Source organism: Methylobacterium sp. WL12, from assembly GCF_008039475.1.
GTDB lineage: Bacteria > Pseudomonadota > Alphaproteobacteria > Rhizobiales > Beijerinckiaceae > Methylobacterium > Methylobacterium cerastii.
In genome coordinates this window covers 1-21580 of record NZ_VRUW01000046.1, presented here as the reverse complement: position 1 = coordinate 21580, position 21580 = coordinate 1, and the positions used below count along the sequence as shown (strand labels likewise).

Sequence of the window (21580 nt, the reverse complement as noted above, 5' to 3'; positions counted from 1 at the left end):
GCCCGAGCCTCCCCGAGCGGAGGCGCCTCCCGCGCGATGACGCGGCTCTCGCGCGCCGGCGGAGAGCCCGCAAGGACAGGATGACCCGCCGATGGCACGCCAGGACGTGAACGAAGCGCTGCTGGAGACCTCGTTCCTCTATGGCGGCAACGCCGCCTACATCGAGGAACTGCAGGCGGCCTACGCCCGCAACCCGTCCTCGGTCGATCCCGAGTGGCAGACCTTCTTCAAGGGCCTGGGCGAGGACGAGACCCTGGTCGAGAAGAACGCCGCCGGCGCCTCGTGGACCAAGCCGAACTGGCCGGTTCCGGCCAACGGCGAGATCGTCTCGGCCCTCGACGGCAACTGGGCGACCCTGGAGAAGGCGGTCGGCGAGAAGATCCTCGCCAAGGGCGCGGAGAAGGGCGAGCAGAGGCCCGGCAAGCCGACCGACGGCCTCGCGGTCACCACCCGGACCGGCGTCTCGGTGGAGCAGGCGACCAAGGATTCGGTCCGCGCGATCATGCTGATCCGCTCGTACCGCATGCGCGGCCACCTCCACGCCAAGCTCGATCCGCTCGGCCTCGCGCCCCGCGGCGACCACGAGGAGCTGCACCCGCAGCATTACGGCTTCCTCGAATCCGATTGGGACCGGCCGATCTTCCTCGACAACGTGCTGGGGCTGGAGTTCGGCACGATCCGCGAGATCGTCGCGATCCTGGAGCGGACCTACTGCCAGACGCTCGGCGTCGAGTTCATGCACATCTCCGATCCCGAGGAGAAGGCGTGGCTGCAGGAGCGCATCGAGGGCAAGGACAAGGAGATCTCGTTCACGCCGGAAGGCCGCCGCGCGATCCTCAACAAGCTGATCGAGGCCGAGGGCTTCGAGAAGTTCCTCGACCTCAAGTACACCGGCACCAAGCGCTTCGGCCTCGACGGCTCGGAGGCGATGATCCCGGCCCTCGAGCAGATCATCAAGCGCGGCGGCGCGCTCGGCGTGCGCGAGATCGTACTCGGCATGGCCCACCGCGGCCGCCTCAACGTGCTCACCAACGTGATGGCAAAGCCCTTCCGGGCGGTGTTCAACGAGTTCAAGGGCGGCTCGGCCTCGCCGGCCGAGGTCGAGGGCTCGGGCGACGTTAAATACCATCTCGGTGCCTCGTCCGACCGCGCCTTCGACGGCAACAACGTCCACCTGTCGCTCACCGCCAACCCGTCGCACCTCGAGATCGTCGATCCCGTCGTGCTCGGCAAGGTCCGCGCGAAGCAGGACCAGCGCGCCAAGCCCAACGTGGTGCGCGCCAGCGTGATGCCGCTGCTGATCCACGGCGACGCGGCCTTCGCCGGCCAGGGCGTGGTCGCGGAGTGCCTCGGGCTCTCGGGCCTGAAGGGCCACCGCACCGGCGGTTCGATCCACTTCATCATCAACAACCAGATCGGCTTCACCACCGATCCGCGCTTTTCGCGTTCGTCGCCCTACCCGTCCGACGTGGCGAAGATGGTCGAGGCGCCGATCTTCCATTGTAACGGCGACGACCCCGAGGCCGTGACCTTCGCCACCAAGGTCGCCGTCGAGTACCGCCAGAAGTTCGGCAAGCCGGTCGTGATCGACATGCTGTGCTACCGCCGCTTCGGCCACAACGAGGGCGACGAGCCGGCCTTCACCCAGCCGAAGATGTACCAGCGCATCCGCAAGCACACCTCGGTGCTGGAGAGCTACGCCCGCAAGCTGATCGAGAACGGCACCCTGAGCCAGGAGGCCTACGACGCCCGCAAGGCCGAGTTCCGGGCGATCCTGGACGCCGAACTCGAGGTCGCCGGCACCTACAAGGCCAACAAGGCCGACTGGCTCGACGGGCGATGGTCCGGCTTCAAGGCCGTGCACGAGGACGTGGACGACCCGCGCCGCGGCCGCACCGGCGTGCCGGCCGAGACCCTGCGCGAGATCGCGGGCAAGATCACCCAGGCGCCCCCTGGCTTCCACCTGCACCGGACGATCCAGCGCTTCATGGACAACCGCGCCAAGGCGGTGGAGACCGGCGTCGGCATCGACTGGGCGACGGCGGAAGCTCTGGCCTTCGGCGCGACCATGCTCGACGGCAACCGCGTCCGGCTCTCGGGCCAGGACGTCGAGCGCGGCACCTTCTCGCAGCGCCACGCCGTGGTGATCGACCAGGAGAACGAGCAGCGCTTCACGCCGCTGAACGCGATCCGCGAGGGCCAGGCACCGCTGGAGGTCATCAACTCGATGCTCTCCGAGGAGGCGGTGCTCGGCTTCGAGTATGGCTACTCGGCGGCCGAACCGAACGCCCTCGTGTTGTGGGAGGCGCAGTTCGGCGACTTCGCCAACGGTGCGCAGGTGGTCATCGACCAGTTCATCGCGTCCGGCGAGCGCAAGTGGCTGCGCATGTCCGGCCTCGTGATGCTGCTGCCGCACGGCTACGAGGGCCAGGGCCCGGAGCACTCGTCCGCGCGCCTGGAGCGCTACCTGCAGTCCTGCGCCGAGGACAACATGCAGGTCGCCAACTGCACCACGCCGGCGAACTACTTCCACATCCTGCGGCGCCAGCTGAAGCGCGACTTCCGCAAGCCGCTGGTGCTGATGACCCCGAAGTCGCTGCTGCGCCACAAGCGGGCGGTGTCGAGCCTCGACATGCTGGCGGAGGGCTCGACCTTCCACCGCATCCTCTGGGACGACGCCGAGCACGAGGAGGGCGGCGTCAAGCTGGTGCGCGACGACAAGGTCCGCCGCGTCGTGCTGTGCTCGGGCAAGGTCTACTACGACCTGTTCGAGGAGCGCGAGAAGCGCGGTGTCAACGACGTCTACCTGCTGCGCGTCGAGCAGCTCTACCCGTTCCCGCTCAAGGCGCTGGCGAACGAGATGGGCCGCTTCCGCAACGCCGAGGTGGTGTGGTGCCAGGAGGAGCCCAAGAACATGGGCGCCTGGGCCTTCGTCGAGCCCTACCTCGAATGGGTGCTCGGCCAGGCCGGCTCCGCGGTGAAGCGCGCCCGCTACGTCGGCCGCCCGGCCTCCGCCTCGACCGCCGTCGGGCAGATGTCGAAGCATCAGGCGCAGCTCCAGGCCTTCCTCAACGAGGCCCTCGCGGTCTGACCTTTCGACGACGCGGCGGCTCCTGATGGGCCGCCGCACCCTATCCCGGCCGTCCGGTACGGCCCAACCGATCCGGCGTGAGAAACATGGCAACCGACATCCTCGTCCCGACGCTCGGCGAATCCGTCAGCGAGGCCACCATCGGCCGCTGGTTCAAGAAGCCGGGCGACATGGTCGCGGCCGACGAGCCCCTGGTCGAGCTCGAGACCGACAAGGTGACCCTCGAAGTCAACGCCCCGGCCGCCGGCGAGCTCGGTGAGATTTTGGTCAAGGACGGCGAGACGGTGGAGCCGGGCGCGCTCCTCGGCTCGATCGTCGAGGCGAGCGGCGGGGCCGCCAAGCCCGCGCCGAAGAAGGACACCGAGGCAGCGAAGGCGTCCGCCCCCGACGCGAAGGCGGTCGAGGCGGCGCCGGCCAAGGAGTCGGCCGCCGGCTACGGCAACCACGGCGACGCGGCGCCCCCGGCCGCCCGCTCGGCCGACGACAACGGTCCGGCGGTGGGCAAGCTGTCCCGCGAATCCGGCATCGATCCGGCGAGCGTGAACGGCAGCGGCAAGGACGGCCGCGTCACCAAGGGCGACATGCTCGGCGCGATCGCGAAGGGCGACCAGTCATCGAAGGCCCCCGCGCAGGCGGCCCCCGCCCCGGCCAAGGAGGCGCGCCCGACGCCGCCGCGCCCGGCCTCGAAGCCGGACGACGCCGCCCGCGAGGAGCGCGTGCGGATGACGAAGCTCCGCCAGACCATCGCCCGCCGTCTCAAGGACGCGCAGGACACCGCCGCGATGCTGACCACGTTCAACGACGTGGACATGTCGGCCGTGATGGCGATGCGGAGCCAGTACAAGGACATCTTCGAGAAGAAGCACGGCACGAAGCTCGGCTTCATGGGCTTCTTCACCAAGGCGGTGATCGGCGCGCTCAAGGACGTGCCGGCGGTCAACGCGGAGATCGACGGGCAGGACCTCGTCTACAAGAACTACTACCACATCGGCATCGCCGTCGGGACCGACAAGGGCCTCGTGGTGCCGGTGGTGCGCAACGCCGACGACCTGTCGATCGCCGGCATCGAGAAGACGATCTCGGGCTTCGGCAAGAAGGCCCGCGACGGCAAGCTCTCCATCGACGAGATGCAGGGCGGCACCTTCACCATCACCAACGGCGGCATCTACGGCTCGCTGATGTCGACCCCGATCCTCAACGCGCCGCAATCGGGCATCCTCGGGATGCACCGCATCGAGGAGCGCCCGGTGGTCCGCAACGGCAAGATCGAGGCGCGGCCGATGATGTACCTCGCCCTCTCCTACGACCACCGCATCGTCGACGGGAAGGAGGCGGTGACCTTCCTGGTGCGGGTGAAGGAGGCGCTGGAGGATCCGGCGCGGCTCGTCTTGGACCTGTGAACGGAGGCGTAGGCTTCTGGACGCGGCCGGATGCAAACTTGGATCCTCGTTTCGGAGATCGTCCGGAACGCCGGCCTTGCGCTTGCGGCCTTCGGCGGCGTGATCCTCGCGTGGTGGACGCTGACACCGGAACTGGCCCGACGCGCTCACGTGACTGAGCTGTTCAACCGAGCCGCCGGAGAGCTCGGCGACGAGCGCCTTGAGGTGCGCCTCGCCGCGATCTACGTCTTACGTGAGATGGGAAGAGACTTTTCCGACCTAGCCAATCCAGTGTTCGAACTGCTGCAAGCGATTTTGCGGGAACGGCAGGCGGATTATCGGGACTTGGATCCACCGGTCGACGTTCAAGCCATCATGGCGAACCTGCGCATGAGGATTGCGGACGATGACAAGCCTGTCGCCTAGAGATCGTCCCATACGCAATCTGCGCGGTGCTTTCATCCGGCGGACCGATCTCAGCAATGCCGACCTTCGCGATGCTGAGCTTTCCGGCGCGGATGCCAGCAACGCGCGTTTTACCCGATCGAATTTTGAAGGTGCCCGCTTGGTCGGGACGATCCTACGCGGTGCGGACCTCACCGGTGCGAAGAACCTCACGGTCGAGCAACTGGCCAGTGCCGTGATCGATGCACGCATGGTGCTGCCGGACTACATCGACCGCAGTCGGCTACGCGATGCGGTCGAGTCCCCCGCAGATATCGCCTCGTGACGGATCTCGCGAAAAAGGTCGTGGTCGTCACCGGCGGCGGTCGCGGCATCGGCCGTGCTGTGTCGCTGCTCGCGGCGAAGCGCGGCTACCGCGTCTGCCTGAGCTACGTCTCCGACGCGGAGGCCGCCGCGACGGCGGTCGCGGCGATCGAAGCCGAGGGCGGGCAGGCCGTCGCGGTGCGCTGCGACGTGGCGGAGGAGGCCGAAATCGTCGCCCTGTTCGAGGCCGCCGACCGTCTCGGGACCGTTACGGCGCTGGTCAACAACGCGGGCGTGGTCGATCTGCCCGCACCCGTGTCCGAGATGAGTGCAGCCCGCCTCCATCGCATGATGGCGACCAACGTCGTCGGCTCGTTCCTCTGCGCCCGCGAGGCGGTGCGGCGGATGTCGACGAAGGCCGGAGGACGCGGCGGTGCCATCGTCAACGTCTCGTCGATCGCGGCGCGGCTGGGCGGAGCCGGACAGTTCGTGGACTACGCCGCCTCGAAGGGGGCGATCGACAGCTTCACGATCGGGCTGGCCCGCGAGGTGGCGGATGCGGGCATCCGGGTGAACGCGGTGGCACCCGGCATCATCGACACCGAGATCCATGCCAGCGGCGGCACGCCCGACAAGGCCGCCGCGATGGGGCCGGGCGTGCCGATGAAGCGCGCCGGCACCGCCGACGAAGTCGCCGCCCCGGTGCTCTGGCTGCTCTCCGACGAGGCGGCCTACACCACCGGCGCCATCCTCGACGTCTCGGGCGGCCGGTGACGCCGACGAACGAATGAATCCGGCAGCGACCCGCCCCGGCGGTCGCCGCACGCGAATGCAGGAACGAACAGACCCATGAGCACCTACGATCTCGTCGTCATCGGCACCGGCCCCGGCGGCTATGTCTGCGCCATCCGCGCCGCGCAGCTCGGCCTGCGCACCGCCGTCGTCGAGAAGCGCGCGACCCATGGCGGTACCTGCCTCAACGTCGGCTGCATCCCGTCGAAGGCTCTGCTGCACGCCTCCGAGGCCTTCGAGGAGGCGACGAAGCATTTCCCCGACCTCGGCATCGACGTCGGCACGGTCAAGCTCGACCTGGCCAAGATGCAGGGCTTCAAGGCCGAGGGCGTCGCCGGCAACACCAAGGGCGTCGAGTTCCTCCTGAAGAAGAACAAGGTCGAGACCTTCCACGGCACCGCCAAGATCGCCGGCGCAGGCCGCGTCGAGGTCACGTCCGAGGACGGCGGCAACCAGATGCTGGAGACCAAGAACATCGTCATCGCCACCGGCTCGGACGTGACGCGCCTGCCCGGCGTCGAGATCGACGAGACGATCGTGGTCTCCTCCACCGGCGCGCTCGAACTCGCGGCCGTGCCGAAGCGGCTCCTGGTGATCGGCGCCGGCGTGATCGGGCTCGAGCTCGGCTCGGTCTGGCGTCGGCTCGGCGCCGAGGTCACCGTGGTCGAGTACCTCGACCGCGTGCTGCCGGGGATGGACGGCGAGGTCGGCAAGCAGTTCCAGCGGATCATGGCCAAGCAGGGCATCGCCTTCAAGCTCTCGACCAAGGTCACCGGCGTCGCGGTGGCTGACGGCGCCGCCACGGTCACCGTCGAGCCGGCGGCGGGCGGAGCGGCCGAGACGATCCAGGCCGACGTGGTGCTCGTGGCCATCGGCCGCGTGCCCTACACCGAGGGGCTCGGCCTCGACGGGGTCGGCGTCCGCCTCGACAACAAGGGCCGGATCGAGACCGACAGCCACTACGCCACCAACGTCACCGGCATCTACGCCATAGGCGACGTGATCGCCGGGCCGATGCTCGCCCACAAGGCCGAGGACGAGGGCGTCGCGGTGGCCGAGATCCTGGCGGGCCAGTCGGGCCACGTGAACTACGCGGTGATCCCGAACGTGGTCTACACCTACCCGGAGGTCGCCTCGGTGGGGAAGACCGAGGAGGAGCTGAAGAAGGACGGGATCGCCTACAACAGCGGCAAGTTCCCGTTCACGGCCAACGGCCGGGCCAAGGCCAACGGCACCACCGAGGGCTTCGTGAAGGTGCTGGCGGATGCCGCGACCGACCGGGTGCTCGGCGTCCACATCGTCGGCGCCGACGCCGGCAACCTCATCGCCGAGGTGGCGGTGGCGATGGAGTTCGGGGCCTCGGCCGAGGACATCGCCCGCACCTGCCACGCCCACCCGACCCTGACGGAAGCGGTGAAGGAAGCCGCGCTCGCGGTCGGCAAGCGCGCGATCCACGTCTGAGGATCGCGCAGCCGCGCCTCCTGTTTGTCCCTGCCCTCCGCTCAAGCCGAGCGGCGGTGCGGGGCGAGGGCGGCGATGCGCAACAGGGCGGTCGGGGCCGGCGGAGCGGTGATCGCGTTCAGCAGGTACGGCCGCCGCAGGCCGAATGCGTGATGGAGCGCGAGGTCGATGTCGCGGGCGTGGAACGGCATCCGCAGCACGAAGGCGGCGCCGAAGTAGCGCGCCGCCTGGGCGATCGGCTCGGGATCGCCGGTGGTGAGCACGGTGAGATGGGTCGAAAGGCCCAGCGGCTGCACTTGGCAAGCGAGCTCGAGGCCGTCGATGCCGCCGAGCTTCACGTCGACGAAGGCGAGGGGGTAGGCGTCGCTCTTGAGGAGCTTGAACGCGTGGCGGCCGCAATCCGTCTCGTCGATCTCCAGGGCGAAGCCGCTGCGCCCGAGCACCCGTCCGATCGCCGCACGCGCCGCATCCGACGAGGAGGCGAGAAGGATGCGCGTCGACTGCCGGCGCCGGGCGTCGGCGTGCAGCAGGCTCTCGATGTGGTCGGTGTCGAGGGGCACCTTCAGCACCTCGTAGGCGCCGAGCGACACCGCGAGTTCCTGCCACTGTGCGAAGACGCGGGCGGCGATCAGCACGAGGCAGGGCAGGGCCGCGCCGCGCTTGCGCGCCACCGCCACCGCCTCCGGGCCGCTCAAGCCTTCGAGCTGAAGGCCGACGAAGGCCAGGGCCGGCTTGTGAGTGAGGGCGAGCTCGATCAGCGTTTCGCCCGAGTCCGTCTCGACGACCGTGGCTCCGGGATTGAAGCGCGCCACCACAGCCGCGAGTTCGGCCCGGCGACGGGCGTCGCGGTCGGCGATGAGCACGGCGCTGGCCTGCGGCGCCCGCGTCGCCTCCCCTGTTCCGGCGTGTCCGTCCGCCATGGTTCTCGCCTGTCCCGTCACGATCGCACAAGCGTAGAGTGTAATCCTCTCGGCAAGCTTAATTGTCCGAGGAATAGGCAGCTGGTCTTTCGACCGCACTAAAAGGCGTTTGTAACTTAAATCAAGTCTTGCGCGGTTCTCCGTGGCGGGTGTCGGCCTGCGCGCGGGTGGGTCGCGTCGAAGGCGCTCATCAGCCTGGCCGCGTCGACCTTGGTGTAGAGCTGCGTCGTCGAGAGCGAGGCATGGCCGAGCAACTCTTGGATCGCCCGAAGCTCGCCCTGGCGCGCCAGGAGATGGGTCGCGAAGGAATGTCGCAGGGCGTGCGGCGTCGCGCTGTCGGGGAGCCCGAGGCCGCCGCGGGCCCGGGCGACGACGTACTGGATGATCCGCGGCGAGAGCGGACCGCCGCGGGCGCCGACGAAGAGCGGGCCGTCGCCCGGCAGCGGGTGCGGGCAGGCGGCGAGGTAGGCCGCCACCGCCTCGGCCACCACCGGCAGCACCGGCACCATCCGTTGCTTCGCCCCCTTGCCGAGCACCGTCACCGCATCGATGCCGGGCACCGGCGCATCCCGCCGCGTCAGCCCGAGCGCCTCCGAGATGCGCAGGCCCGCGCCGTAGAGGAGCGCCAGCACCGCCGCGTCGCGCATCAGGATCCAGGGCTCGCGATCCTCGTCGGCCCGCAGGGATGCCTCGGTCAGCGCGCGGGCGGCGGCCACCGGCAGCGGCCGCGGCAGGCGTCGCTCGACCTTGGGCGAGCGCACGGCGCCGAGCGCCGCCACGGTGCCGTGGCCCTCGCGCTCCAGGTACTTGGCGAAGGAGCGCAGGCCCGCCAGCGCCCGCATCAGCGAGCGCCCGCCGACGTCGTCGGCACGGCGCGCGGCCATGAAGGCGCGGACGTCGCGCGGCTTCAGCGCGACGATCGCGGCGATGGTCGGCGTGCCGGCGCGGGCGTCGAGGTGGTGCAGGAACTGGCGCAGGTCGCGCTCGTAGGCCTCGACCGTGTTGTCGGACATCCGCCGCTCGGCCGCGAGGCTGCGGCTCCAGGCGTGGGCGGCGTCGCGCAGGGCGGCGTCGCCCGGCATCGCGAAGAGGGCGGCGTCCGTCGCGGCTGAGGTGGGCATACGGTCTTCCTCGCGACACGCGCCCGCTTCGAACGCAGCTCGCCACTGGACGCGGCCGCGGTTGCGGGGCGGTTAACGGCCGTTCCCGGTCTCCTTCAGTCCGGTCTCTTTGATTCTCATGGCCTTGATCCGCGAGGCCAGGGTCGTCGGGCGCAGGCCCAACAGTTCGGCGGCGCCGCCCGGGCCGAACACCTTGCCGCCGGTCAGCGCCAGGGCGGCGGCGATCTCGGCGCGGTCGCGGGCCCGGCGGTCAGCCTCCGTCGGCGGCCGGTCGGCGGGGAGGGTGGGTGCCGCCGCGTCGGCCCGGCGCGGCGGCTCGGTCTCCGGCAGGTCGAAGCGCAGGCGGCCGCGCACGGCCAGGATGGCCGCGCGCTCGATCACGTTCTCCAACTCGCGCACGTTGCCGGGCCAGGCGTAGCGGGCGAGCCGGCGGGCGTCGCCCTCGGTCAGGCGCGGCTCGGGGATGTTGAGGCGGCGGGCCGCGCCCTTGAGGAAGTGCTGGGCGATCGACGCGATGTCCTCCGGCCGCTCGCGCAGCGGGCTCGCGGCCAGGGGAAAGACGTTGAGGCGGAAGTACAGGTCCTCGCGGAACCGCCCCCGGCGCACCTCCTCGCGCAGGTCGCGGTTGGTGGCGGCGACGAGGCGGACGTCGACGGCGCGGGTGCGCGCCTCGCCGACGCGCTCGAACGAGCGCTCCTGCAGCACCCGAAGCAGCTTGCCCTGGAGGTCGAGGGGGATTTCGCCGACCTCGTCGAGGAACAGCGTGCCGCCGTCGGCGAGCTCGAAGCGTCCGACGCGATCCCGCAGGGCGCCGGTGAAGGCGCCTCGGGCATGGCCGAAGAACTCGCTCTCGAACAGCTCGCGCGGCACGGCGGCGCAGTTCACGCGGATCATCGGCCGGTCGCGTCGGCGGCTGGCTTCGTGGATCGCCCGCGCGATCAACTCCTTGCCGGTGCCGGATTCCCCGGTGACGAGCACGGTGGCGTCGGTGCCGGCCACGAGGTCGACCTGCCGCAGCGTCGCCGCGATGGCCGGCGAGCGGCCGATGATGCCCTGGTGGTGGCGCTCCTGCCGGATCTCCTCCTTGAGGTAGGCGTTCTCCAGTTCCAGCCGCTCGCGCAGGGAGTCGACCTCGGCCAGCGCGCTGCGCAGCCGCTCCTCGGCCTCGCGCCGCTGGCTGATGTCCCGGAACACGATGACGGCGCCGAGCAGCCGCCCGCGGTCCCGGATCGGCGTCGAAGTGTACGAGACCGGGAACGCGGTGCCGTCGCGCCGCCAGAACACCTCGTCCTCGACCTGATGCACCGCGCCGTCGCGGAAGGCCGCGTAGATCGGGCAGTCGCGGTGCGGGTAGGGCGTGCCGCCGGGATGGGTGTGGTGCACGGTGGCGTGCATGTCCTTGCCGACGAGGTCGGCGGCGCGCCAGCCGAGCATGCGCTCGGCCGCCGGGTTGACGAAGGTGGTCGCCCCGTCGGCGTTGACGCCGTAGATGCCCTCGCCCGCGGCGCGCAGGATCAGCTGGTTCTCGCGCTCGATGTCGCGGAAGATCCGCTCGACCCGCTGCCATTCGGCGACGCCGGCCCGCATGTGGTCGTCGGCCTGCCCGTCGACGACCCGGCGCCCGCGGGCCTCGAGGTCGGACAGGGTCACGAGCAGCCGCAGCGGGTCGCCGGCGAGCGGGCTCCCGGCATATTCCAGGCGTAGGCTGCGCCCGTCCGCGTGGCGCGGTTCCAGCGCCTGCGACCACCCTTGCCCGTTGGCGAAGGCGGCTTCCGTGAACACGATCAGCGCCGTCCGCTGGCCGGGATGCAACGCGCTCGCCGCGATCGCGCGGAGCGCCGCCCGGTCGTAGCCGAGCAGCCGGGCTGCAGCGGGGTTGGCGTCGACGATCCGGTCGGCCTCCGGCTCGATCACCAGCATCGCCTCGCGGTGCTGCTCGAAGACGGGTCCGAGATCGTCGGTCGCATCACCCAAGGCAGTCACCGCACCCGCTACGACATCTCGTGGTATGGCCACGAGATGTCATGGTACACGAAATCTCGTGATCCGCCCATCGTGGGCCAAAGCTCTGTCTCAGCGAAGCTTTTTGGAAGGCGTCCGGCTGGCACATCGCTTGCGCAAGCGCGTGGCCGGCCCGGCTCGATCGCCGAGCCAGACCGATCCTGCAAGCCCGAGGGATGTCCGACATGAAGCGCGAAGACCTCACTGAAAAGCTCCTCGACATCAAGCGCGACAAGGGCTGGACCTGGAAGTTCATCCAGGACGAGATCGGCGGCCTGTCGCCGATCCTGATCACCGCCGCCTGCATGGGTCAGATGAAGCTGCCGAAGGCGCAGGCCGCCAAGGCCGCCGCCCTGTTCGGGCTCACCGAATCCGAGGAGCGGATGTTGAACGAGGCGCCCTATCGCGGCTCGATCCCCTCGCTGCCGCCGACCGACCCGCTGATCTACCGGTTCTACGAGCTGGTGATGGTCTACGGCACCACCTTCAAGGAGCTGATCCAGGAGGAGTTCGGCGACGGCATCATGTCGGCGATCGACTTCAACATGACCATGGAGCGCGAGGCCAACAACAAGGGCGACCGCGTCAAGCTCGGCATGTCGGGCAAGTTCCTGCCCTACAAGTATTACGGCAGCGAGGACGGCGTGCCGGAATACGGCTTCAAGGAAGGCTGAGCCGGCACCAGCCGCTTCGGTGTCACGGGAACCGACCATCGCCCCTTGCCGGGAGCGCCGGTTTCCGTGGAAGCTTTGCCGGGCGGTCGGCGCCGGGCGATGCCGGCCGACGCCTCCCGGCCGGAACGAAAGACTCGTAGGGGAACGCGTTGACAGCGGACGAGGAGACGGGGCGCCCCGGGAACCCGGTGCTCAAGGAACTCGCGACGGCGCTCGGCATCCCGGCGACGGCGTTCTTCGGTGGCTGCGAGGAGGGCGACCGGATCGCCGAGAGCGTCGAGCTGCTGCGCCTCTGGGCGACCCTCGACCGCGCCGAGCAGCGCCGGGAGATCCTGGACCACCTCCGCCGGATCACCGAGGGCCGCGCCGCCGGCTGAGCCGGGTCTCACCCGTCAGGCGTGTTCGGCGATGTAGCGTCCGAGCGCACCGGCGGCGTTGAGCATATGCGCCCGCATGCGCCGCGCCGCCGCCTCGCCGTCGCCCTCCGCGATCGCGGCGAGGATCGCGCCGTGCTCGCCATGGGAATGCCGGATGCGGTCGCCCTGGCGGAGCTGGGTGCGGCGGAAGGCCGAGAGCCGCGTGCGGATCGCCAGCGCCTGCTCGGCGAGGAACCCGTTGTGGGTGGCGGCGTAGAGCCCTTCGTGGAACTGGCGGTTCAGGCCGTCGTAGGCGTCGAGGTCGCCGGATTCGACCGCCGCGCCGGAGCGATGGTGGAGGTCCATCAGGGCGCTGAGCTCGAGCGGGCGCATGCGGTAGGTCGCGAGCCGCACGCACAGGGCCTCGACCTCGGCTGTCGCCTCGAACATGTCCATGATCCGCTCGGGCGTCATCCGCGCGACGACCATGCCGCGGCGCGGTCGCTGCTCCACCAGGCCGCCGAAGGCGAGCTGACGCAGGGCCTCCCGCACGGGAGTGCGCGAGGCGCCGAAGCGGTCGGCCAGGGTCTGCTCGTCCAAGACCGTGCCGGCGGCGAGCTCGCCCGCCGCGATGGCGTCGCTGAGCGCGTCGCGGATGCGCTCGGAGATCAGCGTTCGCTCCTCGGTGGCCTCGCCCGCGTCCATGGATCTCTCGTCATGTGAGGGGCCGTCTCAACCCACGATCGCCCGCACGGTGAGGAACAGCACCGAGGGGCCGACGAGGCACCCGATGCCGGTGTGGAAGGTCGCGGTCAGCGCGCCGTAGGGCACGAGCTTGGGGTCGGTCGCGGCGAGGCCGCCCGCGACCCCGCTCACCGTGCCCATCAGCCCGCCATAGGCCATGGCCGAGCGCGGGTTGTCGAGGCCGATCAGCTTGGCGACGAGCGGCGTGCCGACCATCACCCCCACTGCCTTGGTCACGCCGGTGGCGATCGAGAGCGCCATCACCGTCGAGTCGGCGCCGAGCGCCGCGCCGGTGACCGGGCCGACGATGTAGGTGATCGCGCCCGCGCCGATCGTCGTGATCGAGACCGCGTCGTGGTAGCCGAAGGCCACCGCCGTCAGCGTGCCGACGACGAAGGGCAGCAGCGTGCCGAGCGCCAGCGCCAGCACGCCGACGAGGCCGGCCCGGCGCGCCTCGACCACGTCCACCTCGAAGGCGGTGGCGACGATGGCGAAGTCGCGCAGCATCGCCCCGCCCATCAGGCCGATCCCGGCGAGCGCCGGGATGTCGGCCAGCCCCTTCTTGCCGCCGGTGAACACGCCGCCGACGTAGGCGAGCGCCAGGCCGAGCACGATGGCGATGGCCGAGCCGTGCACCCGCCCGTTGGTCAGTTTCTTCGCGGCGATGTCCGAGACCAGGATCAGCGCCCCGACGACCGCGAAGGCCGCGACCAGGCTCTGCTCGACGAAGACGTGCTCGAGTCCGTGCCACATGCGGCTCACCCCTTCCGGCTTGCGGAGATCGCCGAGGCGTCGGCGGGCCGTTCGTCGACGTCGCCGCCGAGGATCGCGCCGCCCTGCGCGACCTCGGGGCTCCCCGCGTCGCGGCCGCCGAGGCGGCTCAGCAGCGCGACCGCAGCGAAGCAGATCGCCAGGGAGCCGAGGGCGGCGATGATCACGATCGGGCCGCCGCTCACCGCGGCGACGACGTTCTGCTGGGCCGCCATGGCGACGACGATCGGGATGTACATGCCGCCCCAGAACTCGACGCCGAACTTGACGTTCTTGGTCAGGCGGCCGGTCCGCACCAGCCAGACGCGGGCGGCGATGAGCAGGATCATGGCGATGCCGACGCCGCCGACGTTGGCCTTCACCCCGAGCGCGACCCCGAGGAGGTCGCCGAGATACACGCCGACCAGCGTGCAGGCGGCGAGCAAGGCGACCCCGGCGATGATCATGGCCGGGGCCCGCGCGGCTCGAAGCCCCGGGGAGGCCGGTCGGAGCCCCACGAATGGGGGTTTTGCGGTGCGACGGGCTGCGGCATCCGGCGTCTCCGTCCCGATCTCGTGATTCGTCTCGGTTGCCCACCAGTATGCAAAATATTGACAGTTCAGCAATCTGGGATACGATGACGTGATCGAACGAGGTCGGCGCATACGCGTTCGATGTCGGATCGCGCGTTTGCATGCGAGCCGCAGCGTCGGGCTACCGGCTTCGAGGACATCGGAATGACCGACTGGCGCAAGCAGAGGACGGCGCGGGACGAGCGGATCGCGGCCGGCCGGGCGCATGCGTCCGGCAAGGTCGTGCGGCACGAGGCGGTGGTCGAGCTGCTGGAGGCGGTCCTGCGCCCCGGCGACCGGGTGTGCCTGGAGGGCGACAACCAGAAGCAGGCCGACTGCCTCGCGCGCGGCCTCGGCGCCTGCGACCCGGGCAAGGTCCACGACCTGCACATGGTCCAATCGGGCATCGTGCTGCCCGAGCACCTCGACGTGTTCGAGACCGGCATCGCCCGGCGGCTCGACTATTCCTATTCCGGCCCGCAAGGCGCGCGCATCGCCAAGATGCTCTACGGCGGGCAGATCGAGCTCGGGGCGGTGCACACCTACCTGGAGCTGTTCGCGCGCTACTTCATCGACCTCACGCCGAACGTGGCGCTCATCGCCGGCGTCTCGGCCGACCGGGCCGGCAACCTCTATACCGGCCCCAACACCGAGGACACGCCGACGGTGGTGGAGGCCACCGCCTTCAAGAACGGCGTGGTGATCGCGCAGGTGAACCAGATCGTCGACACGGTGCCCCGCGTCGACATCCCCGGCGACCGGATCGACTTCGTGGTCGAGGCGGACAAGCCGTTCTACGTCGAGCCGCTGTTCACCCGCGACCCGGCGGCCGTGACCGAGACGCAGATCCTGATGGCGATGATGGCCATCAAGGGCATCTACGCCGAGTACGGCATCCGCCGGCTCAACCACGGCATCGGCTTCGGCACCGCGGCGATCGAGTTGCTGCTGCCGACGTTCGCCGAAAAACTCGGGCTGAAGGGCAAGATCGCCACCAACTGGGCGCTGAACCCGCACCCGACGCTGATCCCGGCGATCGAGTCCGGCTTCGTCGAGCAGGTGCACTGCTTCGGCTCGGAAGTCGGCATGGACCGCTACATCGCCGCGCGGCCGGACATCTTCTTCACCGGCGCCGACGGGTCCTTGCGCTCGAACCGCGCCTTCTGCCAGACGGCCGGACTCTACGCCTGCGACCTGTTCATCGGCTCGACCCTGCAGATCGACCTTCAGGGCCATTCCTCGACCGTCACGACGAACCGCGTCGCGGGCTTCGGCGGCGCGCCGAACATGGGCTCGGACCCGCATGGCCGCCGCCACCCGTCCGACACCTGGATGAAGGCCGGGCGCGAGGCCGGCGGCACCGGCGACCCGGCCTTGAGGCGCGGGCGCAAGCTCGTGGTCCAGCTCGTCGAGACCTTCGGCGACGGGCTCGTGCCCGCCTTCGTCGAGCACCTCGACGCCCTGGAGCTGGCGAAGAAGATCGGTCTCGAACTGGCGCCGGTGATGGTCTACGCCGACGACGTCACCCACATCGTCACCGAGGAGGGCATCGCCAACCTCCTGCTCTGCCGCGACGCGGACGAGCGCGAGCAGGCGATCCGCGGGGTGGCCGGCTACACCGAGGTCGGCCGCGGCCGCGACAGGGCGAAGGTCGAAGCCTTGCGCGCCCGCGGCATCGTCCGCCGCCCGGAGGATCTCGGGATCGAGCCCCTCGACGCCGACCGCTCCCTGCTCGCGGCGCGCTCGATCAAGGATCTCGTGCACTGGTCGGGCGGCCTGTACGAGCCGCCCGCCCGGTTCCGGAACTGGTGAGATGGGTCCGTTGACGGAGAAGGCGTGGGACACGCCACGCGGCCCCCTCTCCAGTTCGGGTGGGGGTTGGGGTGAGGGGTGCGACCTCTCCGGAAAGACTTCGCCCCTCACCCTGTCCCTCTCCCGAACGGGAGAGGGGACCCGCGATCGGGCCGGATGGCGCTGCGAACATAAGGACGCGTTCCCATGGAAACGATGACCTTCCGCCACACCACGCAAAAGCCGCTCGCGGGCACCAAGGCGCAGGCGATCACCGGGGTGGTGGCGTCGGGCAACCTGGAGGTGCTGCTGGAGCGCGTGCTGCCGGCAGACCAGTGCACCATCGAGATCGTGACCCCGGTCGTCGGCTACGGCGACGTCTGGGAGGCGGTGGCCGCCGACTTCGTGGCGCGGACCCAGCCCGGCGGCTTGCGCATCGCGATCAACGACGGCGGCGCCCGGCCCGACACCGTGTCGCTGCGGCTGGCGCAGGGCGCCCGCCTGATGGAGGGCGGCCGATGAGCTTGAGCTGGTACGAGGCCAGCGCCCGGCAGCGCGTCGCGGCGCTCCTCGACGCGGACAGCTTCGAGGAATTCGTCGGGCCCGAGCAGCGCGCGATGAGCCCGCACCTGCCGCTGTTCGATCTGCCCCGCGCCTTCGACGACGGGATCGTGGTCGGCCGGGGCAGGCTCGACGGCCGCGCGGTCTACCTCGCCGCGCAGGAAGGCCGCTTCATGGGCGGCGCCTTCGGCGAGGTGCATGGGGCCAAGCTCGTCGGCCTTTTACGCGCCGCGCTCACCGAGACGCCGGACGCCGTCCTGATCCTGTTCGACACAGGCGGCGTCCGCCTGCAGGAGGCCAACGCGGGCGAGACCGCCATCGCCGAGACCATGCGCGCCATCGCCGACCTGCGCCGGATCGGCATCCCGGTGGTCGGGCTGGTCGGCGGACGCGCCGGCTGCTTCGGCGGCGGCGGCCTCATCGCCGGCACCTGCTCGCGCCTCGCGGTCTCGGAGGGCGGGCGCATCTCGGTCTCCGGCCCGGAGGTGATTGAGACCAACAAGGGCGCCGAGGAGTTCGACTCGAAGGACCGCGCCCTGGTCTGGCGCACCATGGGCGGCAAGCACCGGCGGCTCACCGGGGGCGCCGACGTGTTCTGCGACGACACCGTGGCGGCGTTCCGGCAAGCCGCCCTCGACTTGGCCGGTCGGGCGCCGGCTTTCGACCTTGCGACGCTGGAGGCGGAGCAGGCGCGGCTCGAAGCCCGCATCGCGCGCTTCGGCGATTGCCGCGACGCCACCGAGATCTGGGCGCGCCTCGGCGTCAACGATCCGGCCGGCGTGCCGGCGCTGTCGGCGGCCGACTTCGACGGCCTCGTCGCCGGACTCGAAGGGACGACTCATGACGCTCGCTGAGATCCTGGCCTCGCTGTTCCCCGAGGGCCATTCGGTGAATGTGGCCGACGGGCTGATCACCGGCCGCGGTCCGCTCGACGGCCGGGACCTTTCGGTGGTCGGCATCGACGGCGACACGCCGCTCGGGATCGAGGGCGCGCTGACGCTCGCGGCCGCGGTGCTGGCGACGGTGCGGGCCGGGGGCGCCGCGCCGATCCTGGTGCTGGTCGATTCCGACAGCCAGCGCATGAGCCGGCGCGACGAGCTGCTCGGCCTGAACGAGTGCCTGGCGCATCTGGCCAAGGCGCTGCTGCTGGCGGACGCGCAGGGCCATCCGACGATCGGCCTGATCTATGGCCACTCGGCCGCCGGCGCCTTCATCGCCACGGCTTTGGCGACGCGGGTGCTCGTGGCGCTGCCCGGCGCCAACCCGAGCGTGATGGACCTGCCCTCCGTCGCCCGCGTCACCAAGCTGCCCCTGGAAAAGCTCGAGGCGATGGCCAAGTCCACGCCGGTCTTCGCCCCCGGCCTCGACAACATGGTCCAGGCCGGCGCGGTGCAGGCGGTGCTCGACCCAGTCCAGCCGCTCGGGCCGCAGATCGCGGCTTTGATCACAGACTTGCCGCGGCAGGACGACCGCGACGCCCTCGGCAAGGCCCGCGGCGGCCGCCCGGTCGCGCACGACATCGCCGCGCGGGTGGTCGAGGCGGCGCGGGCGTGAAGGCGATCCGCCGCCACGACCTGTTCGTGGTGGCGCCCGAGGCCTGGCATCGGCTTCTGGCCGGGCGCCCCGACCTCGACGGCGTGCCGCACGTCGCGACCTGGGCGCGCGACGGCCGGCCGGTGATCGTGCGGCGGCGCTTCCCCGGCGAAGGCGATCACCTGCCCGCCGGGCTGCCGTTGCCGCCGGCCGACGGCAAGCGCCGCATCGGCCTCGCAGTGCCGTGGACCGACGCCACGCCGTCCCCTCCGGTGACCCTCGCCGCCGCGCGCCCGGCCGCGCCTCCGGCCTGGCATCCGACCGTCGACGCGGTGCTGGCGCTCGCCGCCGAATACGGCGTCGTCCCGCAGGTGTTCGGCGGCCTGCTGTGGCAACGCCTGACCGGCCTCGCCTACCTCTCCACCACCTCGGACCTCGACCTGCTCTGGCCGGTCCCGGTCACGCGCCGCCTCCTCGACGGCCTCGCCACGATCGACGCGAACGCCCCGATGCGCCTCGACGGCGAGGTCGTCCTGCCGGACGGCGCCGGGGTGAACTGGCGCGAGCTCCGCGACACCCCGCCCGGGGGATCGGTGCTGGCCAAGGGACTCGACCGGGTGGCGCTGGTGCCGGCGGGCCTGGACCGGTGATGTCGGCGGATCGAGCCTTCACAGCCCATTCCCATCCACCATCCTCATCCTGAGGTGCCGCAGCGAAGCGGAGGCCTCGAAGGAGCCTTCCAGCTTGCGCGCGATCCCTGGAGCGCTCCTTCGAGGCCCGCTGACGCGGGCGCCTCAGGATGAGGGGGTGGGTTGGAGGAACCCCGCATGCCTATGGCGGTGGTCCTCAGCCCGCCAGCTCGCCTGCCCGGCGCTGCGCCGCTGCGACGGCTTCGCGCACCAGGGGACTGAGCGCGTCGGCGCGCATCAGCACGTCGAGGGCGGCGGCGGTCGTGCCGCCCGGCGAGGTGACGTTGCGGCGCAACTCCGATGCGGGCAGGTCGCTCGCGTCGAGGAGGGCGCCGGCGCCGCAGACCGTGGCGCGAGCGAGGCGCGCCGCCACCTGCGGGTCGAGCCCGGCGGCGATCCCGGCCTCGGCCATCGCCTCGACCATCAGGAAGACGTAGGCCGGGCCTGAGCCCGACAGGGCGGTGACCGCGTCGATCTCGGCCTCCGACCCGACCCATTCGACGAGTCCGTTGGCGGACAGCAAGGCCGCGACGGCGTCGCGCCGCTCCGGCGTCACCGCCGCGTTGGCGAAGGCCCCGGTGGCGCCGCGGCCGATGCTGGCCGGCAGGTTCGGCATCGCCCGCACGATCGCCCGGGCGCTCGGCAGTCGGCCTGCGAGGTCGGCGACGGTCTTGCCCGCCAGGATCGAGAGGACGACGGTGTCGGGGCCGACCATCCGGTCGAGGTCGGGCGCGGCGTCAGGGAAGCCCTGCGGCTTGATCGCGACGACGAGGATGGCGGCCGGCGCGACGGTGGCCGGGTTCAGGGCGAGGCCGCGCGCCGTGCAGAGCACACGCAAAGCCTCGGTCGGATGGGCCTCGACGACGGTGGTGTGATGCGGGTCGAGGCCGGCCGCGAGCCAGCTCTCGAGCATCGCCCCGCCCATCTTGCCCGCCCCGACGAGGGTCAGGGAGGCGGGCAGGGCGCCGCCTGCGGAACCCACCATGGTGCGCCTCAGGCCTCGCCTTCGGTCTCGAACAGCACGGCGTCCAGCGCCTCGCGGGCGGACTTGCCGGCCCAGAGCACGAACTGGAACGCCTGGTAGTAGCGCTCGCACGCCTCGACCGCCGACTTCAACAGCATGGCGCATTGCGGGTGCGTCGGCACCGAGCCGCCGGCGAGCAGCAGGGAATGGCGGAACATCACCACGTCGTCGCTCGACCACAGGTCGAAATGGCCGATCCAGAGCTGTTCGTTGATCAGGGCGATCAGGCGCTGCACCTCGGTGCGGCGGCGGTCCGGCACCTTGAGGTCGAAGGCGCAGGCGACGTGCAGCGCCTCGACATCCTCGATCCAGGTGAAGGCGACCTGGTACTCGGTCCAGCGTCCGGCCACCACCACGGACATCTCGTCCGTCTCGGCGCGATCGAAGATCCAGTCGCGGAGCGCGGCAAGCCGCTCGACGACATCGAGCGGGTGCTCGATCCGATCGTAGCCCTCGATGTCGACGTGAAGCTGTGGCATGACGATCCGAAATGACGCCGCCGTATTCGAGCGCCGCGGCATGGTGAACAAAAAAGAACCGAAGCACGAAACCACGTCACGACGCGACGACACTTGTCCCGATGGGACGGTATACCTCGTGGTGGCGGCTCTGCGGCGTCCCGTCTTCGGCGGGTTAAGGCGAATCAGTACGTCACCGACTATAAACCGGTGCGGACTCGCGACACAAAGCGCTTCCCCCGGCCGGTGAACAGGAAATGGATCGTTCGCGCGCGCTTCCTGTGTACAAGCCCGCCGCCCCGCCGGGGCCGATTCGCGCCGGCGACCCGGCCCTCGCCACCGTCGATCAGATCGCCTCGCTCGCCCCGGCGACGGCGGCCGCGGGCGGCTTCGCGTCGGCCTCCAGCGCCGCGATGCGGGCGGTCAGCGCCTCGTTCTGCGAGCGCAAGGTGGCGACCATGTCGCGCAGGACGTCGAGCTCTTCGCGGGAGGCGATGTCCATGTCGCGGATCAGCCGCTCGGCCTGGGCGCGGATCACCGTCTCGGCCTCGCGGCGTACGCCCTGCGCGGCGCCGGCGGCATCGGTCATCAGGCGGGCGAAGTCGTCGAACAGGCGGTTGGACGGGGGCATGTGGTCTCCGAAAGCGTCGCAGCCGCAACCCGGCCTGCGCTCCGACATAGGAATCCGCGGAGTCCGCGGCAATCCGGCGGGACGGCGCGGGATGGGGATGCTGCAAACAAAAACGGGGCCCCGAAGGACCCCGTCGCCGACCTGATCGAAGCGATCAGATCACATGCGGCGCATCATCCGGCGCTCCATGTGACGGCGCATCATGCGGCGCTCCATGTGACGGTGCATCATGCGACGCTCCATCCGGCGATGCATCATGCGGCGCTCCATGCGGTGCATCTGCACATGCTCGATCGCGTCGGGGGCGGTCACGCCCAGCGGGGC

The 21580-nt window shown here is 70.7% G+C and carries 22 protein-coding genes; 13 read left to right on the top strand and 9 right to left on the bottom strand.

Annotation, left to right across the window (positions count from 1 at the left end; translation table 11 throughout):
- Window positions 1-91: 91 nt before the first annotated feature.
- From FV226_RS16955 to lpdA, 6 genes are all read left to right on the top strand, one after another.
- On the top strand, window positions 92-3091 hold the full coding sequence (locus FV226_RS16955) for a 2-oxoglutarate dehydrogenase E1 component (RefSeq protein WP_147763814.1): 3000 nt from the start codon (window positions 92-94) through the stop codon (window positions 3089-3091).
- Between the two features lie 86 nt (window positions 3092-3177).
- Entirely contained in the window at window positions 3178-4491 is a 1314-nt protein-coding gene (gene odhB, locus FV226_RS16950; protein WP_147763813.1) for a 2-oxoglutarate dehydrogenase complex dihydrolipoyllysine-residue succinyltransferase, read from the top strand.
- A gap of 30 nt (window positions 4492-4521) precedes the next feature.
- Window positions 4522-4896 (top strand): hypothetical protein, encoded by a 375-nt coding sequence (locus FV226_RS16945; RefSeq protein WP_246685509.1) that lies wholly within the window; start codon window positions 4522-4524, stop codon window positions 4894-4896.
- Window positions 4877-5200 carry a pentapeptide repeat-containing protein gene (locus FV226_RS16940; RefSeq protein ID WP_147763812.1) on the top strand — a complete coding sequence of 108 codons (324 nt, stop codon included), beginning with the start codon at window positions 4877-4879 and terminating at the stop codon, window positions 5198-5200. The genes FV226_RS16945 and FV226_RS16940 overlap by 20 nt, the downstream gene beginning before the upstream one ends.
- Window positions 5197-5952, top strand: coding sequence for an SDR family oxidoreductase (locus FV226_RS16935; RefSeq protein ID WP_147763811.1), 756 nt, complete (start codon window positions 5197-5199; stop codon window positions 5950-5952). Before FV226_RS16940 ends, FV226_RS16935 begins: the two co-directional genes overlap by 4 nt.
- Before the next feature lie 75 nt (window positions 5953-6027).
- Window positions 6028-7431, top strand: coding sequence for a dihydrolipoyl dehydrogenase (lpdA, locus tag FV226_RS16930; RefSeq protein WP_147763810.1), 1404 nt, complete (start codon window positions 6028-6030; stop codon window positions 7429-7431).
- A 41-nt stretch (window positions 7432-7472) separates the two neighbouring features.
- Here lpdA and FV226_RS16925 read toward each other — a convergent pair whose 3' ends face one another.
- From FV226_RS16925 to FV226_RS16915, 3 genes are all read right to left on the bottom strand, one after another.
- Window positions 7473-8351, bottom strand: coding sequence for a response regulator (locus tag FV226_RS16925; RefSeq protein ID WP_147763809.1), 879 nt, complete (start codon window positions 8349-8351; stop codon window positions 7473-7475).
- 116 nt (window positions 8352-8467) lie between these two features.
- Entirely contained in the window at window positions 8468-9472 is a 1005-nt protein-coding gene (locus FV226_RS16920; protein ID WP_147763808.1) for a tyrosine recombinase XerC, read from the bottom strand.
- Between the two features lie 72 nt (window positions 9473-9544).
- Window positions 9545-11446 (bottom strand): sigma 54-interacting transcriptional regulator, encoded by a 1902-nt coding sequence (locus FV226_RS16915; protein ID WP_281406042.1) that lies wholly within the window; start codon window positions 11444-11446, stop codon window positions 9545-9547.
- A 212-nt stretch (window positions 11447-11658) separates the two neighbouring features.
- Between FV226_RS16915 and cynS the strand changes: the two genes are divergently transcribed.
- Both cynS and FV226_RS16905 read left to right on the top strand, forming a co-directional pair.
- Complete coding sequence (gene cynS / locus FV226_RS16910) at window positions 11659-12147, top strand: cyanase (protein ID WP_147751574.1); 489 nt, start codon at window positions 11659-11661, stop codon at window positions 12145-12147.
- A gap of 149 nt (window positions 12148-12296) precedes the next feature.
- Complete coding sequence (locus FV226_RS16905) at window positions 12297-12524, top strand: hypothetical protein (RefSeq protein WP_147763807.1); 228 nt, start codon at window positions 12297-12299, stop codon at window positions 12522-12524.
- 15 nt (window positions 12525-12539) lie between these two features.
- On the opposite strand, the gene FV226_RS16900 is transcribed toward FV226_RS16905, so the two are convergent.
- From FV226_RS16900 to madL, 3 genes are read right to left on the bottom strand one after another with little or no spacing between them, the layout of a single operon-like run.
- Window positions 12540-13208 carry a GntR family transcriptional regulator gene (locus FV226_RS16900; protein ID WP_147751572.1) on the bottom strand — a complete coding sequence of 223 codons (669 nt, stop codon included), beginning with the start codon at window positions 13206-13208 and terminating at the stop codon, window positions 12540-12542.
- 27 nt (window positions 13209-13235) lie between these two features.
- The gene (gene madM, locus FV226_RS16895) at window positions 13236-14000 is read right to left on the bottom strand and encodes a malonate transporter subunit MadM (RefSeq protein WP_147763806.1); all 765 of its coding nucleotides are present in this window, start codon (window positions 13998-14000) and stop codon (window positions 13236-13238) included.
- Window positions 14001-14005: 5 nt separating this feature from the next.
- On the bottom strand, window positions 14006-14464 hold the full coding sequence (gene madL / locus FV226_RS16890; RefSeq protein WP_147763805.1) for a malonate transporter subunit MadL: 459 nt from the start codon (window positions 14462-14464) through the stop codon (window positions 14006-14008).
- Between the two features lie 270 nt (window positions 14465-14734).
- Between madL and mdcA the strand changes: the two genes are divergently transcribed.
- The 5 genes from mdcA to mdcG all read left to right on the top strand — a co-directional run bounded on the left by mdcA (window position 14735) and on the right by mdcG (window position 19104).
- Window positions 14735-16381 carry a malonate decarboxylase subunit alpha gene (gene mdcA, locus FV226_RS16885; RefSeq protein WP_147763804.1) on the top strand — a complete coding sequence of 549 codons (1647 nt, stop codon included), beginning with the start codon at window positions 14735-14737 and terminating at the stop codon, window positions 16379-16381.
- Between the two features lie 186 nt (window positions 16382-16567).
- Window positions 16568-16882 (top strand): malonate decarboxylase acyl carrier protein, encoded by a 315-nt coding sequence (gene mdcC / locus FV226_RS16875; RefSeq protein WP_147763802.1) that lies wholly within the window; start codon window positions 16568-16570, stop codon window positions 16880-16882.
- The gene (locus FV226_RS16870) at window positions 16879-17775 is read left to right on the top strand and encodes a biotin-independent malonate decarboxylase subunit beta (RefSeq protein WP_147763801.1); all 897 of its coding nucleotides are present in this window, start codon (window positions 16879-16881) and stop codon (window positions 17773-17775) included. The genes mdcC and FV226_RS16870 overlap by 4 nt, the downstream gene beginning before the upstream one ends.
- Window positions 17762-18475 carry a biotin-independent malonate decarboxylase subunit gamma gene (gene mdcE / locus FV226_RS16865; RefSeq protein WP_147763800.1) on the top strand — a complete coding sequence of 238 codons (714 nt, stop codon included), beginning with the start codon at window positions 17762-17764 and terminating at the stop codon, window positions 18473-18475. The genes FV226_RS16870 and mdcE overlap by 14 nt, the downstream gene beginning before the upstream one ends.
- The gene (gene mdcG / locus FV226_RS16860; RefSeq protein WP_147763799.1) at window positions 18472-19104 is read left to right on the top strand and encodes a malonate decarboxylase holo-[acyl-carrier-protein] synthase; all 633 of its coding nucleotides are present in this window, start codon (window positions 18472-18474) and stop codon (window positions 19102-19104) included. The genes mdcE and mdcG overlap by 4 nt, the downstream gene beginning before the upstream one ends.
- Before the next feature lie 196 nt (window positions 19105-19300).
- Here mdcG and proC read toward each other — a convergent pair whose 3' ends face one another.
- The 3 genes from proC to FV226_RS16845 all read right to left on the bottom strand — a co-directional run bounded on the left by proC (window position 19301) and on the right by FV226_RS16845 (window position 21256).
- Window positions 19301-20128: a pyrroline-5-carboxylate reductase gene (proC, locus tag FV226_RS16855; protein WP_147763798.1), complete on the bottom strand. Its 828-nt coding sequence runs from the start codon at window positions 20126-20128 to the stop codon at window positions 19301-19303.
- 8 nt (window positions 20129-20136) lie between these two features.
- Window positions 20137-20646 carry a YbjN domain-containing protein gene (locus FV226_RS16850; protein WP_147726522.1) on the bottom strand — a complete coding sequence of 170 codons (510 nt, stop codon included), beginning with the start codon at window positions 20644-20646 and terminating at the stop codon, window positions 20137-20139.
- Between the two features lie 325 nt (window positions 20647-20971).
- Entirely contained in the window at window positions 20972-21256 is a 285-nt protein-coding gene (locus FV226_RS16845; RefSeq protein ID WP_147763797.1) for an accessory factor UbiK family protein, read from the bottom strand.
- Between the last annotated feature and the right edge of the window lie 324 nt (window positions 21257-21580).

What these genes read in the sequence shown, in the direction of transcription:
- madM (WP_147763806.1), bottom strand. Translation starts at nt 14,000, where the DNA reads ATGTGGCACGGACTCGAGCACGTCTTCGTCGAGCAGAGCCTGGTCGCG.
- FV226_RS16940 (WP_147763812.1), top strand. Translation starts at nt 4,877, where the DNA reads ATGACAAGCCTGTCGCCTAGAGATCGTCCCATACGCAATCTGCGCGGT.
- odhB (WP_147763813.1), top strand. Translation starts at nt 3,178, where the DNA reads ATGGCAACCGACATCCTCGTCCCGACGCTCGGCGAATCCGTCAGCGAG.
- FV226_RS16920 (WP_147763808.1), bottom strand. Translation starts at nt 9,472, where the DNA reads ATGCCCACCTCAGCCGCGACGGACGCCGCCCTCTTCGCGATGCCGGGC.
- lpdA (WP_147763810.1), top strand. Translation starts at nt 6,028, where the DNA reads ATGAGCACCTACGATCTCGTCGTCATCGGCACCGGCCCCGGCGGCTAT.
- FV226_RS16925 (WP_147763809.1), bottom strand. Translation starts at nt 8,351, where the DNA reads ATGGCGGACGGACACGCCGGAACAGGGGAGGCGACGCGGGCGCCGCAG.
- mdcA (WP_147763804.1), top strand. Translation starts at nt 14,735, where the DNA reads ATGACCGACTGGCGCAAGCAGAGGACGGCGCGGGACGAGCGGATCGCG.
- proC (WP_147763798.1), bottom strand. Translation starts at nt 20,128, where the DNA reads ATGGTGGGTTCCGCAGGCGGCGCCCTGCCCGCCTCCCTGACCCTCGTC.
- FV226_RS16845 (WP_147763797.1), bottom strand. Translation starts at nt 21,256, where the DNA reads ATGCCCCCGTCCAACCGCCTGTTCGACGACTTCGCCCGCCTGATGACC.
- FV226_RS16945 (WP_246685509.1), top strand. Translation starts at nt 4,522, where the DNA reads ATGCAAACTTGGATCCTCGTTTCGGAGATCGTCCGGAACGCCGGCCTT.
- cynS (WP_147751574.1), top strand. Translation starts at nt 11,659, where the DNA reads ATGAAGCGCGAAGACCTCACTGAAAAGCTCCTCGACATCAAGCGCGAC.
- FV226_RS16870 (WP_147763801.1), top strand. Translation starts at nt 16,879, where the DNA reads ATGAGCTTGAGCTGGTACGAGGCCAGCGCCCGGCAGCGCGTCGCGGCG.
- mdcE (WP_147763800.1), top strand. Translation starts at nt 17,762, where the DNA reads ATGACGCTCGCTGAGATCCTGGCCTCGCTGTTCCCCGAGGGCCATTCG.
- FV226_RS16850 (WP_147726522.1), bottom strand. Translation starts at nt 20,646, where the DNA reads ATGCCACAGCTTCACGTCGACATCGAGGGCTACGATCGGATCGAGCAC.
- FV226_RS16955 (WP_147763814.1), top strand. Translation starts at nt 92, where the DNA reads ATGGCACGCCAGGACGTGAACGAAGCGCTGCTGGAGACCTCGTTCCTC.
- mdcC (WP_147763802.1), top strand. Translation starts at nt 16,568, where the DNA reads ATGGAAACGATGACCTTCCGCCACACCACGCAAAAGCCGCTCGCGGGC.
- madL (WP_147763805.1), bottom strand. Translation starts at nt 14,464, where the DNA reads ATGATCATCGCCGGGGTCGCCTTGCTCGCCGCCTGCACGCTGGTCGGC.
- FV226_RS16900 (WP_147751572.1), bottom strand. Translation starts at nt 13,208, where the DNA reads ATGGACGCGGGCGAGGCCACCGAGGAGCGAACGCTGATCTCCGAGCGC.